Source organism: Ornithinibacillus californiensis (genome assembly GCF_001038485.1).
Lineage (GTDB): Bacteria > Bacillota > Bacilli > Bacillales > Amphibacillaceae > Ornithinibacillus > Ornithinibacillus californiensis.
Genome location: NZ_LDUE01000020.1, coordinates 33,554 through 47,999 on the forward strand (window position 1 = coordinate 33,554; position 14,446 = coordinate 47,999).

Annotated in this window: 20 protein-coding genes; 8 read left to right on the forward strand and 12 right to left on the reverse strand. The window is 35.9% G+C overall.

Annotated features, from left to right (window positions below):
- Positions 1-104 precede the first annotated feature (104 nt).
- A complete protein-coding gene (locus tag TE34_RS04650) occupies positions 105-1,271 on the forward strand; it encodes a MalY/PatB family protein (protein ID WP_157037580.1) in 1,167 nt (388 codons plus the stop codon).
- 23 nt (positions 1,272-1,294) lie between these two features.
- On the opposite strand, the gene TE34_RS04655 is transcribed toward TE34_RS04650, so the two are convergent.
- Positions 1,295-1,870 (reverse strand): superoxide dismutase family protein, encoded by a 576-nt coding sequence (locus TE34_RS04655; protein ID WP_047983665.1) that lies wholly within the window; start codon positions 1,868-1,870, stop codon positions 1,295-1,297.
- Positions 1,871-2,006: 136 nt separating this feature from the next.
- Positions 2,007-2,204 (reverse strand): type II secretion system protein, encoded by a 198-nt coding sequence (locus TE34_RS04660; RefSeq protein ID WP_047983666.1) that lies wholly within the window; start codon positions 2,202-2,204, stop codon positions 2,007-2,009.
- A 145-nt stretch (positions 2,205-2,349) separates the two neighbouring features.
- Here TE34_RS04660 and kapB point away from each other — a divergent pair, with 145 nt between their 5' ends.
- Positions 2,350-2,742, forward strand: coding sequence for a sporulation phosphorelay system protein KapB (gene kapB, locus TE34_RS04665; protein ID WP_047983667.1), 393 nt, complete (start codon positions 2,350-2,352; stop codon positions 2,740-2,742).
- Between the two features lie 49 nt (positions 2,743-2,791).
- Here the strand turns inward: kapB and TE34_RS04670 are convergent, their stop codons facing one another.
- A complete protein-coding gene (locus TE34_RS04670) occupies positions 2,792-3,055 on the reverse strand; it encodes a phosphocarrier protein HPr (protein WP_047983668.1) in 264 nt (87 codons plus the stop codon).
- A gap of 286 nt (positions 3,056-3,341) precedes the next feature.
- Between TE34_RS04670 and deoD the strand changes: the two genes are divergently transcribed.
- From deoD to TE34_RS04685, 3 genes are all read left to right on the forward strand, one after another.
- Entirely contained in the window at positions 3,342-4,049 is a 708-nt protein-coding gene (deoD, locus tag TE34_RS04675; RefSeq protein WP_047983669.1) for a purine-nucleoside phosphorylase, read from the forward strand.
- A gap of 147 nt (positions 4,050-4,196) precedes the next feature.
- Positions 4,197-4,790, forward strand: coding sequence for a biotin transporter BioY (locus tag TE34_RS04680; RefSeq protein ID WP_047983670.1), 594 nt, complete (start codon positions 4,197-4,199; stop codon positions 4,788-4,790).
- Positions 4,791-4,911: 121 nt separating this feature from the next.
- On the forward strand, positions 4,912-5,385 hold the full coding sequence (locus TE34_RS04685; RefSeq protein ID WP_047983671.1) for a divergent PAP2 family protein: 474 nt from the start codon (positions 4,912-4,914) through the stop codon (positions 5,383-5,385).
- 32 nt (positions 5,386-5,417) lie between these two features.
- On the opposite strand, the gene TE34_RS04690 is transcribed toward TE34_RS04685, so the two are convergent.
- The 3 genes from TE34_RS04690 to TE34_RS04700 form a co-directional block, all read right to left on the reverse strand.
- Positions 5,418-6,110: a 3D domain-containing protein gene (locus TE34_RS04690; RefSeq protein WP_047983672.1), complete on the reverse strand. Its 693-nt coding sequence runs from the start codon at positions 6,108-6,110 to the stop codon at positions 5,418-5,420.
- Positions 6,111-6,197: 87 nt separating this feature from the next.
- Complete coding sequence (locus TE34_RS04695; protein WP_047983673.1) at positions 6,198-6,509, reverse strand: YuiB family protein; 312 nt, start codon at positions 6,507-6,509, stop codon at positions 6,198-6,200.
- Positions 6,510-6,620: 111 nt separating this feature from the next.
- Positions 6,621-7,835, reverse strand: a complete 1,215-nt coding sequence (locus tag TE34_RS04700) for an NAD(P)/FAD-dependent oxidoreductase (protein ID WP_047983674.1) — start codon at positions 7,833-7,835, stop codon at positions 6,621-6,623.
- 278 nt (positions 7,836-8,113) lie between these two features.
- Between TE34_RS04700 and TE34_RS04705 the strand changes: the two genes are divergently transcribed.
- Positions 8,114-9,103, forward strand: a complete 990-nt coding sequence (locus tag TE34_RS04705) for an NAD(P)/FAD-dependent oxidoreductase (protein WP_047983675.1) — start codon at positions 8,114-8,116, stop codon at positions 9,101-9,103.
- A gap of 371 nt (positions 9,104-9,474) precedes the next feature.
- Here TE34_RS04705 and TE34_RS04710 read toward each other — a convergent pair whose 3' ends face one another.
- The 3 genes from TE34_RS04710 to TE34_RS04720 all read right to left on the reverse strand — a co-directional run bounded on the left by TE34_RS04710 (position 9,475) and on the right by TE34_RS04720 (position 11,118).
- The gene (locus TE34_RS04710) at positions 9,475-9,831 is read right to left on the reverse strand and encodes a HesB/IscA family protein (RefSeq protein ID WP_047983676.1); all 357 of its coding nucleotides are present in this window, start codon (positions 9,829-9,831) and stop codon (positions 9,475-9,477) included.
- A gap of 87 nt (positions 9,832-9,918) precedes the next feature.
- Entirely contained in the window at positions 9,919-10,773 is an 855-nt protein-coding gene (gene dapF, locus TE34_RS04715) for a diaminopimelate epimerase (RefSeq protein WP_047983677.1), read from the reverse strand.
- A gap of 9 nt (positions 10,774-10,782) precedes the next feature.
- Positions 10,783-11,118: a YuzD family protein gene (locus tag TE34_RS04720; protein ID WP_047983678.1), complete on the reverse strand. Its 336-nt coding sequence runs from the start codon at positions 11,116-11,118 to the stop codon at positions 10,783-10,785.
- Between the two features lie 161 nt (positions 11,119-11,279).
- Here TE34_RS04720 and TE34_RS04725 point away from each other — a divergent pair, with 161 nt between their 5' ends.
- Positions 11,280-11,504, forward strand: a complete 225-nt coding sequence (locus TE34_RS04725) for a NifU family protein (RefSeq protein ID WP_026907002.1) — start codon at positions 11,280-11,282, stop codon at positions 11,502-11,504.
- Positions 11,505-11,552: 48 nt separating this feature from the next.
- Here TE34_RS04725 and TE34_RS04730 read toward each other — a convergent pair whose 3' ends face one another.
- Positions 11,553-12,527 carry a protein kinase family protein gene (locus TE34_RS04730; RefSeq protein ID WP_047983679.1) on the reverse strand — a complete coding sequence of 325 codons (975 nt, stop codon included), beginning with the start codon at positions 12,525-12,527 and terminating at the stop codon, positions 11,553-11,555.
- 84 nt (positions 12,528-12,611) lie between these two features.
- On the opposite strand from TE34_RS04730, the gene TE34_RS04735 reads away from it, so the two are divergent.
- A complete protein-coding gene (locus TE34_RS04735; protein ID WP_047983680.1) occupies positions 12,612-13,112 on the forward strand; it encodes a phosphatidylglycerophosphatase A family protein in 501 nt (166 codons plus the stop codon).
- Between the two features lie 26 nt (positions 13,113-13,138).
- Here the strand turns inward: TE34_RS04735 and TE34_RS04740 are convergent, their stop codons facing one another.
- Positions 13,139-13,909 carry a TIGR01457 family HAD-type hydrolase gene (locus TE34_RS04740; protein ID WP_047983681.1) on the reverse strand — a complete coding sequence of 257 codons (771 nt, stop codon included), beginning with the start codon at positions 13,907-13,909 and terminating at the stop codon, positions 13,139-13,141.
- Positions 13,910-13,924: 15 nt separating this feature from the next.
- Positions 13,925-14,362: a DUF86 domain-containing protein gene (locus TE34_RS04745; RefSeq protein ID WP_047983682.1), complete on the reverse strand. Its 438-nt coding sequence runs from the start codon at positions 14,360-14,362 to the stop codon at positions 13,925-13,927.
- Between the last annotated feature and the right edge of the window lie 84 nt (positions 14,363-14,446).

Below are 14,446 nucleotides of genomic sequence, written 5' to 3' on the forward strand. Positions count from 1 at the left end.
CTTTCTCGTATTCCCCCTGTAGGCAAGGCGTATTAAACGCTTTGCTCTTTTTTTTGCCCTTTTTGCGTTATAATAATAGTAATAACAAAATGGAGGTATTGATGGTGGAATATTTTGAGACGGTACATAATCGTAAAAACACCCGTTCTGTCAAATGGGATATGGTGAAAGACTTATTTCATTCTGAAGACGTACTACCAATGTGGGTTGCTGACATGGACTTTAAAGCGCCTGACGCTGTTAATAAGGCTTTGATTGAACGAGCAGAGCATGGAATTTACGGATATACGATAATTGATGAAAGTGTAAAAGGATCTATTGTTAATTGGTTATCCAAACGTCATGATTGGAATATCCACTCGGAATGGTTATCCTTTAGTCCAGGCGTTGTAACCACGCTTCATATGGCTGTTCAGGCTTTAACTAATCCCGGTGATAAAATAGTAATACAAACCCCGGTTTATACACCGTTCTATAATGTTATTGAAGCACATAATCGAAATATTGTAAAAAATACTCTTCATTATAATGGAAATAGTTATGAAATAGATTTTCTAGATTTGGAAGAAAAACTTAAGCAGGGTGTTAAAGCAATCATTCTTTGTAATCCACATAATCCGGTTGGAAGAGTCTGGACACGAGATGAACTAGAAAAAATTGCTAAGCTTAGTCTTCACTACGATGTGCTTATTTTATCAGATGAGATTCATGGTGATTTGACATTCCCTAACAAACAGCATATTCCCATTGCTTCCTTATCAGAGGAAATAGCTAATCGAACAATCACAATGATGGCGCCATCCAAGACATTTAACTTAGCTGGACTACAAGCATCCTATGCTGTAACTTCTAATAACGAAATACGGAAGAAGTTAGATGAACAGTTTACGATTCAAGGATTTCACGGATTAAATACAATGGGGAATACTGCTTTAGAGGCAGCCTATAACAATGGAGAAGAATGGCTTGATGGATTAAGAGAAATTCTCTATAGTCATTACCAATATGTAAAAAAAGAATTAGAAACACATACAGACCTTGTGGTAGCACATGCTGAAGGAACTTATTTAGTATGGATTGATTGTAGTTCCTTAAATATGAACGCAAAAGAAATACAGAAGTTCTTTAACGAACAAGCAAAAGTTGGTCTGAATGCTGGTGCGGGCTACGGTGAAGAAGGCGAGAAATTTATGCGTATGAATATTGCTTGCCCACGTGAAACATTAGAAGACGGTGTAAACAGAATAATTTCAGCTATTAATACGAAATAAAGGAAGCGCCCTATGCGCTTCCTTTATTCTTGTTTCTCATTAAATTCTGTCGGGTCAGTTGGTGATTCTGTAGCCTCTTGCTCTTTTCCAGATTTAATCTCACCACAGATAAGTCTAGCACCTGCATTACCACTAGGCTGTGATACACCATCATCCTGTAATTCCATGACAATTAATGATGTCCCTTCTCCTCTTAATAGAGACATTTTCCCGTCTTTCAACGTTGCTGCTGGAAGTAAAAGTTCTTCATCAACTAGTCCCCCTGCATCCGCTTCAATATTAGGTAAATCACCTAAATGAGGTCCCTTAGGATGCATTAAGCCATGCTCTTTCCCCTCTGGGTCTAAGTGGTTACCTGCGCTTTTGAAATCTGGAGCCTCGCACTTTGCATATTCATGGACTGCGAGACCATGAAATCCGGGAGTAAGACCTTCTAACTTTAATTTGACTTGAACACCATCTGGAGACTCCAATAACTGTGCCGTTCCAACCATATCACCTGATGTATTATACATTTCAACTGTCTTTGAGGTTTCAACTTTACTTTGACAAGCAGTTAATAACGAGGTAGATAAAAGGAATATAAGTATAAATCGCATATCCACTACTCCTTTTTTTGCATGATAACGTTAGTATTTGCAAAAAGAGTGAGTGTAAACATGGAATGAAAGGAAAGAAGAAATTGAGATTTAAATTTTGTTTTCCACATAAAAAAGGACAGATATCTCTGCCCCACTATTTCTGTTTATTTTGATTATCTAATTGTGTTTCAATTTGGTTTTTATATTCCATGTTAAACTGTTTCTCTTGCTTCTGGGAATGCTTATAAAAAAAGTATAATGCTACTGCAGCAGCAATAATAAAGACTACTAACGTAATAATCGCTGGAATATATTCTGATTTATCTTCAGGGAAGTATAAAAATGGCATCATCTTGTCATCACGTCCTTCTGCTCTTCAGTATACCAAATTGGAGAGAATCAAACAAAGCACCAAACCAATTATTCGCTAATTTGTTGAAAATTTGGCACAATGTATACTAGATATTAGGGTAATGACTTTGAGTAGGAGTGATTTCGTGAGTAACCATGATATAGGTGATAGAGTACAAGTACCGAACAAGTCAGGTATATACATAGGAGAAATAGTGGAGGATCGACAGGACAAATATTTAGTTAAAATTCTTGCCGTAGTAAAACACCCGATGCAAGGAGACCTACATCATCCAAAACAAGTAGAAAATGTCATTTTTCATGAACGTAAAGCCTTAGCACAGTTTGAAAAGGTGAATATTCTTAAGGGAGTTGTAACACCATACGTTGACGATGTAATGGATTACGGGAAATCTTTAAAAATAGCTGTAGAGAACTATCGCAACCAGTTAGAAATAAAAGATACCGCTTATAATGTCGAAGCTCTCAAAGCTTTAGCATCGATTGAAGAAAGTTATTATATAGGTAAAATTTATTAAAAAAAGGCTGTTTAATAGGTATCATTCAACCTATGGACAGCCTGTTTCATTATTCACCTAAGTTTTCTTTAATTACTTCAGCGATGCCTTGTATTGCTTCATCCTCATCATTACCACTTGCAGAAACGATGATTTCTGCACCCTTTGGAATACCAAGAGACATGACACCCATAATGGATTTTAAGTTAACTTTTTTCTCATTATAAGTTAATTCAACCTCTGATTGGTATTGACCAGCTTTATTAACTAATAGAGTAGCAGGACGAGCATGTACACCAGTATCAGCAGTGATTGTAAATTTTTGTTCTTTCATTTCATTCATCCTTCCGAGTAAGATTGCTTGTACAAATTTTATGTACTTTTACCTCAATTATACTAACATACCTTCGTGAATAATTGAACTTACTTTAATTATATACAATATATAATCTCAAGGGAACTAAAAAGTATGGTAATTAATTGTTTTTACGGTTTGGATATGATAACTTTGTTTTTAGGCCAATAGGAAAGAATAAACTATTCCCCTATTGCGAATGAAATACGACATATTTCAAAGAACGAATGTAAGTTTTTTACAAGCATGATTAGGAGGAAATAACATGAGTGTACATATTGGAGCTAAACCAGGTGAAATTGCTGATAAAATTCTACTTCCAGGAGACCCTTTAAGAGCAAAATATATTGCGGAAACCTTCTTAGAAGACGTTACTCAATATAATCAAGTTCGCGGCATGTATGGATATACAGGTACATATAAAGGTGAAAAAGTCTCCGTTCAAGGTACTGGAATGGGTGTTCCATCCATTTCAATTTATGTTAATGAACTGATTTCAAGCTATGATGTTAAAAAGTTAATCCGTGTTGGTACTTGTGGTGCTATCCAAAAGGATGTAAAAGTAAGAGATGTTATCTTAGCTCAAGGGTCTACTACCGATTCTCGAATGAACCAGTTAATCTTCAACGGCATTGACTATGCACCTTTAGCAGATTTTGATTTACTGCGCCATGCTTATGAGGTTGGAACCGCTAAAGGCATGAATATTCGTGTTGGTAATGTATTTACAAGCGATACGTTCTATCGAGATAATGCAAAGGAAGTTAACGCTTTACTCGCGAAATATAAGGTTCTAGCTATTGAAATGGAAACAACGGCACTATATACACTAGCAGCTAAGTTCGATCGTCAAGCACTATCTGTGTTAACTGTTTCAGACCATATTATTACAGGTGAAGAAACAACTGCAGAAGAGCGCCAAACAACCTTCAATGAGATGATGGAAATTGCTTTAGAAGCAGCGATAAAATAAAAAGATATTTAGCTCGGTAAGCTTAGCACCTCAAATGGGAACTTCCCTTCTTGGGGTGTTTTTTACTTTCCATTGTTAACCTAATTATTTTTAGGTTGACATTATTGCAACTTCTTATTATTCTAATTTATGAGAGGAGTTAAAGAGATGAAAAATATAAAACCAATCGAAATTACAGTCGGAGCATTGTTTGTTTGTTTAATGGCTATTGGAGCCAACATAGCTATTTGGTTTCCGTTTTTGGCAGTACCGATAGGAGGAACAACCGTACCACTATCTTTACAAACGTTCTTCTCCATACTTGCAGGTCTCATGTTAGGTAAGAGGCTAGGCAGTCTCGCAATGATTACATATGTATTAATTGGCGTTGTCGGTGTCCCTGTTTTTGCAGGAATGGAAGCTGGTCCCGTACAATTAATTACTCCTACTGGTGGATTCATTCTATCGTTTATATTAGTTGCTTTTATTACAGGATGGATTGCCGAGCAAAAGGCAACGGCCTCACTACAAAGGTTTGTAATTGCATCCTTAGCGGGATTAACTATTAATTATCTATTAGGTGTAACATTCATGTATTTATCGATGAATTTTTACATGAACCTAGACATTAATTACGGAGTTGCCTGGATCAGTATGATTCCATTTTTAATAAAAGACGTCGCCATGTCCTGCTTGGCTGCAGTATTCACAGTGAGGGTAGCTAATAGAATCCCAATGGTTTGGAAAACTGCAAAAGTATAGTATTCCTAAGAGATTGATTTTCAATCTCTTTTTTTATTCCTAATTAACGATAACACTTCATACATGGTCTATGGTAAAATAGCAACAATAAGTATGATACCAATTCTGAAAGGACGACACCATGGACTTATTTTCTAATTACCCCATAACGGCTGCCCTAGCTGCTATTATCATCGCCCAAGTTATCAAGATACCTATTCACTTCATTGCAACTAAAGAATTTGCCCCTGGACTTGCTTTTAGTACGGGTGGTATGCCTAGCAGTCACTCAGCAGCAGTTACGGCTTTATCCACTGCAATTGGCTATGTAGAAGGATTTGGTTCAACCCTATTTGCTGTCGCAGCAGTATTCAGTACGATAACGATGTATGATGCTTCAGGAGTACGTAGACATGCAGGTAAGCATGCAACTATACTCAACCAACTAGTAAAGGATTTTCAATTACTGGTTGAAGGTGCAAAGAACTGGGAAAATAAAGGTGCATATGAGAAACGGGAAGACTTAAAGGAATTACTTGGCCATAAACCAATTGAAGTATTTTTTGGAGCAATAACCGGTATTGTAGTAGGAATTATATTTTATCATTTTTATTAAAAGCTAAAGGAGAGGGTCCCCCCTCTCCTTTTTTAACTCTTATTAATTTGTTCACGAAACACTTGCAGCGCTTCATTCTCATTTAAGTTTTGTAGTACTTCTTCAGAAAGTTCTCCGGTACCTTTTTCAATAATATATACATCAACCTCGCGTTTTCCCCATTGAGAATACACATCTTCAACAGAATGGAAATAGAGATCAATCTTATTACCATTAATGGCACCGCCCTTATCCGCAACTACGCCAAATCCATAATCTGGTATCCACATAATTGTACCAATTGGGTAAACATTTAAATCTGCTGCAATTGTAGAATATAAGTCCCGCTTTACTTTTACACCAGAATAGGTAATACCATATTGTGGATGATCTGGAGTCTTACCTGTCGATTCAACACCAGCAGTATAACCAGTCGCTACTACGGTTGCTTTCGGGTAATTATCAATATTTATTGCCTCTTCAACCGTTTTAGGTCGTTCGATTTGTTCACTAGATATATATCGCTCTTGCTTTTTAATCACCTTAAATTCTTTCTCTTGCAAAGCTATCTTTCTATGTTCCGCTTCTCTAACCTCATAAACATTAGCGGCAACCGCATGATCTTGCTTTAGCATTATTGCTATATCTGCATAAGTCACATTGGAGATACTGGATAAAGTGGCCCAAAATGCTAGCAGAAACAGGCTCGTCATGCCAATTCTTCTTACAATTGTACTGATTTTCAATAATAACACCTCTCTGGGTGTCATCATTTCCAATCTAGTACGATTTTATGCATTTTGAATAGAAAACTAAAGTTTAGAAATGTATCATTAGAACATTTGATAGCCGTTTTTACGCAAGAACTTAATCACAAAACCAGAGACAATCGTACCAATAAAACCTGATGATAGAATCACAATATCCCAGGCATTAATGGATAGCAACTCGGAAAATGCCTTTGAAAAAGACTGTCCAGGAGCAGTAAAATAATCACCAATCGAAATTTCATCGACAATGAATAGTACGATAAATGGATATATAAAGGCCATTAACCATGTTCGTCTTAATAGCATATTTAAAATAAATGATATTCCAAAAAAAATAACGAAAAATAAAATAACGGAAACAATTAATTGTATCAATTTATGTAATCCCCTTTTCCTATCACTCACATACAAATTAATTCTATAAGGAAATCATGAAAAAAGCAAAGACGAGATAACGCCTTTGCTTTCTGAATTTAATTACCTGAATTAATAGAAGAAGTTAAATTTACCTTTTTTCAATAATAGGCCAATTCCACCTAATTTTAATAGGTAACGGTTGTCACTCATTTTCTTCATGAAAGTAGCTTTCCAACCAAATAATTTCTTATCACCGAATACTACTCCCATTGCATCATTATGACCAAGAGATGCTAACGTACCTAGTGGCTTATATTCGAACCCTTCAAGCTCGCTATGCCCCTTCACAAGTGATACAACATTGTGAGCTACAGTAGCAGATTGTTGGATTGCAATTTGAGCAGTTGGTGGGAATGGTCTTCCACTTTCTTCGTTCATGATTAGTGCACAATCTCCTATAACAAACACATTGTCATATTCTGGAGAACGCATATCCGGACGAACTTGGATTTTACCACGGTTTGTTTCGAAACCTGATTTTTCTACGATTGTATTTGCTTTTACCCCTGCTGCCCATACAGTTGTAAGGGTAGGAATTTCATTAAGCTTACCGTCTTTTTCGTATACTACGCTATCTGGTTTGCTTTCTTTTAATAAAGCACCAGTAACGAATTCAACACCACGTGCTTCAAGTGAATTCATTGCATACTCTACTAATTCCGGATCGAATCCAGGTAATACAGTAGGAGCACCTTCTACATTAATAATACGGACTTGAGATTTGTCAATATCGTATTCTTTACATAATTCTGGTACTTTGTTTGCTAGTTCACCAACAAACTCAATACCTGTAAATCCACCACCACCAACAACAATGTTTAGGCGAGCAGGATTTCGATCTTTATGAAACTCTGCAAAATTAAACTCTAAATGTTCACGAATTAAACGTGAAGAGTTAATGTCATTAATCATTAATGCATTTTCTTCTAATCCTGGAATACCAAAAGTTGCTGATTCAAATCCTAAGCCAATTACTAGATAATCGTAGTCTAACTCACTATTTTCTAGTTTAACTTTATTTTCTTTTGGTTTAATTTCTACAACGGAGTCTTGTACAAAGTTGACTTTATGTTGATTAATAACGTCTTTAATAGCAATTCTAGCCTGATCCTGATGAACGGTACCAGCTGATACCTCATGTAACCAAGTTGTTTGGTAATGATAGTCATTCTTGTTTACTAATGTAATGCTTGCCTCACTAGAACCAAGTAACTTCTGTAATTTTACAGTAGTCATGATTCCGCCATACCCAGCACCTAAAACGACGATGTTAGGAGTTTTCATTCATCATCACATCCAATTTTAAATTATTTATCTATTACTACCTGTATGTGACAATTTTCACGAAATAAAATAAAAAAAGATATAAAACCATAATTTAAATGTGAATGTCACATAATCGTAATATACTGTCCAAACTATATGATATCCCTTTTATTAATAATTTTCAACCCTAAAAATCTTTTCTTTCTTATCTATTCATTTAAGGCTGTTCAATTACAAGCAACTAGTTTTTGTGTTACTATATTAATGGTATTTTGGAATAAGGGAGGTCATAGATCATGACGGACAAAGTTTACGACGTCACTATTATAGGTGCAGGTCCTGCAGGGCTTTTCACTGCATTTTATGGGGGTATGCGTCAAGCTAGTGTAAAAATAATTGAAAGTTTACCACATACTGGCGGGCAATTAACTGCCCTATATCCAGAAAAATATATATATGATATTGCAGGCTTTCCTAAAGTTCGCGCTCAGGAACTAGTGGATAATTTAGAAAAGCAAGCGAACATGTTCGACCCTACCATTGTGTTGGGCCAATCTATCGAAACCGTTGAACGTTTAGAAGATGAATCCTTTAAGTTAACTTCGAATACTGGTGAAATACACTATACGAAAACGATGATTATTACAGCTGGAAATGGAGCGTTCCAACCACGACGCTTAAAGATAGATAACTCGGAGGATTTTGAAGGAATAAACCTTCATTATTATGTGAAAGATATGAATCGTTTCAAGGATAAAAAGGTAGCTATTCTTGGTGGCGGTGATTCAGCAGTTGACTGGGCACTAATGCTTGAACCTATTGCAGAAAAAGTATCCTTAATCCATCGTCGAAATGAATTTAGAGCACATGAACATAGTGTAGAACAACTATTGAACTCAAATGTCGATGTTTTAACACCATTTGCTCCAAGTGATATTGTAACTACTGATAAAATCGAGAAGCTTGTGTTAGATGAGGTTAAAGGAGAGAGAACGATCGAGCTTGATGTTGATGATGTGATTTGTAACTATGGATTTATTTCTTCCTTAGGTCCTATTAAAGACTGGGGATTAGAAATTGAGAAAAATAGTATTGTTGTCAATACAAAGATGGAAACTAACATCCCTGGTATTTATGCTGCAGGTGATATTTGTACATATCCTGGTAAAATTAAACTAATTGCAACAGGATTTGGAGAAGGACCAACTGCCATTAATAATGCAAAACAGTATATTGATCCAAAAGCAAGAGTTCAACCTAAGCATTCTACTAGTATGTTCGAATAATTTTATGAATTTAAGAAAAGCAAGAGACTGGGACAAAAGTAATTCTATCAATAGTAAATCCGAACATTATTATTAGTGCACATAATCCGCCCCGGAAATATACTGCGCTTTCCGTGGGCGGATGGTGAGCCTCCTCAGAGCTATCGCTCTTGCGGGGTCTCACCTATGCCTATCCTCCCACTGGAGTCTCCGTATATTTCCGGGGCTAATGTGGTGATTGTTCGAATTTACATTCCTGTGATTTAGTTATGTCCCAGTCTCTTTTTTTTGCATTTATTCGACTGCTGGCATCCGTGAACAGCTACAAAATTTTATAGATTGCTTACCCAACAACAATAAAAGCTAGAACACATAAGTATTCTAGCTTTTCATTAGCATTTTTCTGGTGCGCCTACTGTCTCTTTTGTACGGAATGAAGAACCGCAGCCACAAGAGATAATTGCATTAGGATTATCGATACTGAATCCGCCGCCCATTAAGTTTTGCTTGTAATCTATTGTAGTTCCTTCAATAATTGGAATATCTTGTTTCGATAAAACAATCGGAATTCCGTTAATTTCCTCTACTTGTTCTAGCTCGTCATTAACTTCTTCCACAAAACCGAGTGAATAAGATAATCCGCTGCAGCCACCGCCCATTACACCAAATCGAAGTCGGGCATTACTTGATTCGCTCTTCATCATTTCTTTAATTTGGAGACTTGCATTATCTGTTAGCGTAATTGCCATCTTAATTCCTCCTATTCGAATTGCTTATTATAAGTATACATATAGTATTTGACCTTCTCAAATGTTAAGATTTTCCCAATCCATAAATTAGGCGTACTGATAAACGCCTTTAGCAATAATATCAGCTCCGCCAGTCATCCAAACATTGCCTTCATTATCCCACTTAATAAATAAATCTCCACCTGATAAATGAACAGTGATAGTTTCATTCTTAGTAGTTCGGTTATTAAGTATTGCTGCAACCACCGCTGCACAAGCACCCGTACCACATGCTTGAGTTACTCCTGAGCCACGTTCCCAAACGCGGAAGTTTAACTCCTTGTTATTAACAACTTCTACAAACTCAACATTCACTCTTTCTGGAAAACGAGCATCTTTTTCAATAGTTTCCCCTAATTCATATAGTGGAGCCTTTTCAATATCCTCTACAAAAAATACGGCATGTGGATTCCCCATTGATAAAGCTGTAACACGTAACTCCTTCCCGTCGACCTTAAAAATCTCATTCACTACTTGGTGTTGCTCATCACCTAACATCGGGATGGATGAACGGTTCAAGCTAGGCTTACCCATATTTATTGTAATTTCTTCTACTACATCGTTCGATAGTTGCACATCTGCGTCAACATTACCTGCTTTTGTCTCTATGAAAAACCTCTGTTCTTTTACTAATCCAGCTTCAAAGGCATATTTAGCGGTACATCGAAGCCCGTTACCACAGCTCATGCCTTCAGAACCATCCTTATTAAAAATCCGCATTCCAACATGTGCAGTTTCACTAGGATGGATAAGAATTAAGCCATCTGAACCAATTCCCGTGTTCACATTAGAAACTTTACGAGCAAGATCAGGAAGAATTTCCTCTTCTAATTGAAAGTTACATAAATCAAGGTAAATATAATTATTACCGAGCCCATGCATCTTAATAAATGGTATTTCCATACGATATCCTCATTTCGTTTCTTCTAGAAGTTTGACATCATTGTTATTTAATGCTTCATAAATAGTCTTTAATCTAGGAATCCCCTCAGCAACCATATCATTATTTACAAAGACGATTGGGTAAAATAAATCCTCCTCAAAAATACGTTCAACAAATTCTTGGTGTTTCTCATCTTGCTGCGGTTTATTTATATCTACATATTCATAACGAATGTGATCTGCTTCATATTTTCTTCCGATTGCTGCCTGTAACCATTCATATGTGTCAATTGAACCAGGGGCACCTACACAGCTAGCACAAATCTGTTCTGCACCATATACGGTTATCACGATTTCTTTTGTCATTACTTCTCTCCTCCCCAAAGTGCTTCGGTTTCTTTTATTTTACAAAATCTTTATATAAAGATAAAATAATATTAACTATATATGTGATTTGATTAAAAATAGACAATAGATTTTTTACGTAAACACCTTTATAATGATGATAGGAAAGGAGAAGATGGATAATGCGTGAACAAGTACAAGAAGTGTTAAATAAATTACGCCCATTTTTACTTCGTGACGGTGGAGATGTGGAGTTAGTAGATGTTGATGATGAGGGCATTGTACTTCTTCGTCTCATGGGCGCTTGCGGTAATTGCCCTAGCTCGACAATTACATTAAAAGCTGGTATCGAACGTGCGTTAATGGCTGAAGTACCAGGTGTTAAGGAAATAGAACAGGTATTTTAAATATATCATGAAAGCAGACAACATTCACTGTTGCCTGCTTTTTTATTTTCAGCCTAACCATTTAATTATCGGTAAATCATATCTCTTGTAATCCACATCCATTACTTCGAATAAAGTGCCTAGCCGTTTTTCATATAATTCTTGTTTCCTAACAAATTGTTTTAACTCTAAATATTTTCTTTGAAAATCATCGACATGGAATCCAGCTTCTATAAAATCAAAAAAATGAATCGGGTAGACCAATCGGGCATATAATAATCTCCAGCTAAAAACGGATAATGGTCTACTTTCTTGATAATCTTTCAGAAAAGAAGATACTTCCGTCATATCTAATTGATCTTCTAAAAATTTATAACGAATAAATTCTGCTATGTCTCTTGTGGGGTGATCGTATGCTAAATCATCGGTCCAAATCACTGGTTCTAAAAGATGTTGTTTATATCTACGAAAGGCAAATACACCTTGGTCTCCCTGATGGAATCGTTTATCCGTTTCGCTTTCTTGTAAATACTGAATAGCATTCTCACTAAGTCCAATTAAATAAGGAAACACATCTGCTAATAGCCGATAATATTTTGTTTGATTGGAATCTGCTTCTTGTTCTATTTTCCGCTCAAAAGCGGTTAATTTATTAATCCATAAGTTCTTCCACTGCCCATAGCTAGATATTTCTTTCGGTTCATAACTATAAGCAGCCGTTTTATTATGAAACTCTGCTAGTTTATTACCATGAGTCACTTCCTTATCACATTGTATATCGGCAACCCTCAGTACAAAATAATGATTATTATCCTTTTCAACAAACCAACTATTCCCCAAAGTTGGGATAGGAATAGCAGTTTGATTGTATCCTATTTCGGCAAGATAATAAGCAAGTGCTGCTTGCTCTAGATGAATCATTTCCTTGTTCGTAGCAGAAATGATAAAATAAGTATAATCACGATCACGGAAACCTTCTCTTTCATTTATACGAACCTGTTCAGTCACATGGATATTGTAATTTACTAATAACAATTCTTTCATCATAAATCCCTCCCCACACCATTACTATAAATGTATGAGAAAATCACCTAATTTTAACCTAAAAAAGGAGAATCAGTGATAAACATGGATAAAAAAATTAAACATGATGTACTGGAGCAAAAAGCAAGAGAGTTACTACAAGAAAGAGGCGTAACATTACAAGATATCGCAGAGCTAGTTTACTACTTACAATCAAAATACCATGAGGATTTAAGTATGGACGATTGTCTGTATAATGTTGACCGTGTATTGGAAAAAAGAGAAGTACAAAATGCAATTCTTACTGGCATTCAATTAGATAAGCTTGCAGAGAAGAAAATGTTAGAAGAACCATTACAAACAACCATTGCTATTGATGAAGGATTATATGGTGTAGATGAAATTATAGCTTTCTCCATTGTTAATGTTTACGGCTCTATAGGATTTACAAATTATGGGTACATCGATAAACAAAAACCTGGTATCTTGCAAAAACTTAACGATAAATCAACTGGAGAATGTCATACATTCTTAGATGATATTGTAGGAGCAATTGCTGCAGCGGCATCAAGTAGATTGGCACATGCTGCTGAAGATGCAAAATAGTGTAGAGGGGTCGCCTCCTCTCTACACTATTTTTTAAACCATTCGCTTAAGTTTTGAATAAAATGACTTGGTTTAATTGGTAAAGTATCATACTCCTCAAAAGGAGTTACACCAGTAAATACCATTAATGTATCAATTCCTGAATTAATTCCGGCTTTTATGTCCGTATTATAATTATCCCCAACTAATATGGTGTCTTCTGGTTTTGTACCAAGTACTTGTAAGGCCTCTTTAACAATAATAGGTTCCGGCTTCCCAATAAACTGGGGATTAACTCCAGTACTTACTGAAACGACGGATGTAAATGCGCCGTTTCCAGGGAGCATACCACGTTCTGTCGGCAGTGCATTATCGCTGTTTGTTGATATAAAATGAGCTCCATTACGAACTGCCAAAGAGGCTTTCGCTAGTTTCTCATATGTAACATGATGATCAATCCCCATCACGACGACATCACATTCAATATCTTCTGTCAAAGTCATGCCTTCGTGCTTTAGGGCATCCAATAACCCAACTTCTCCTATACAATGGCAGCGAGCACCAGGGTATTGTTGCTTAATATATTTTGCAGTAGCCATACTTGACGTGAAAACGTCCTCAGGTTTAGTTTTAATACCGAGCTCGTTTAACTTTTGAGATACTTGCTCTTTTGTTTTTGAAGAATTATTCGTTAAGAATAAATAAGATAAGTTTCTCTTTTTAAGCTCCATTATAAATTGAGGAGCCTCTTCGATAACTTCATTACCTCGGTACATCGTTCCGTCTAAATCAATTAAATATCCTTGATAACTTTTCAAAACGAAATAGTCTCCTTACTCTTTTGTAAAAGCATTTGCTACACCAAGTTCATTTTTTAAGTATTCACGAATTCGTGTAGTGAACTGGTCTAAAATAGGTTTATTCGCTGACAGCACTTGACTTAAGTCCTCATGCTTCACATTAACATAATCTTTTACAAGCCCTTTACGGAGTTCAATTACTGCTTTATATGCAGGGGATTCAGTGCTTGGAATAACCTTCTCATCTTCCAAAATATCTATAATATCTTCGTAACTACCAGGATCTCGCATGATAAATCCATCAATCATCATATTTCCAACATCAATAATCGATTCAATTAGTAATTGTACTAATCTTTCTAATGCAAGTTTTTCTGAATAGGAATCAGTGGGTAAAGTTTTATATTCATCTAATAACTTTTCAATAAATTGTAACGTTGCCTCAACCTTTTTTCTGTCTACGAAGTACATAATTATAACCTCCATCTTTCTTATACGTTCTTATCATAGCATAAATACAGAATTGTATTAAGCTAACCGTATTTATAGAAAGCC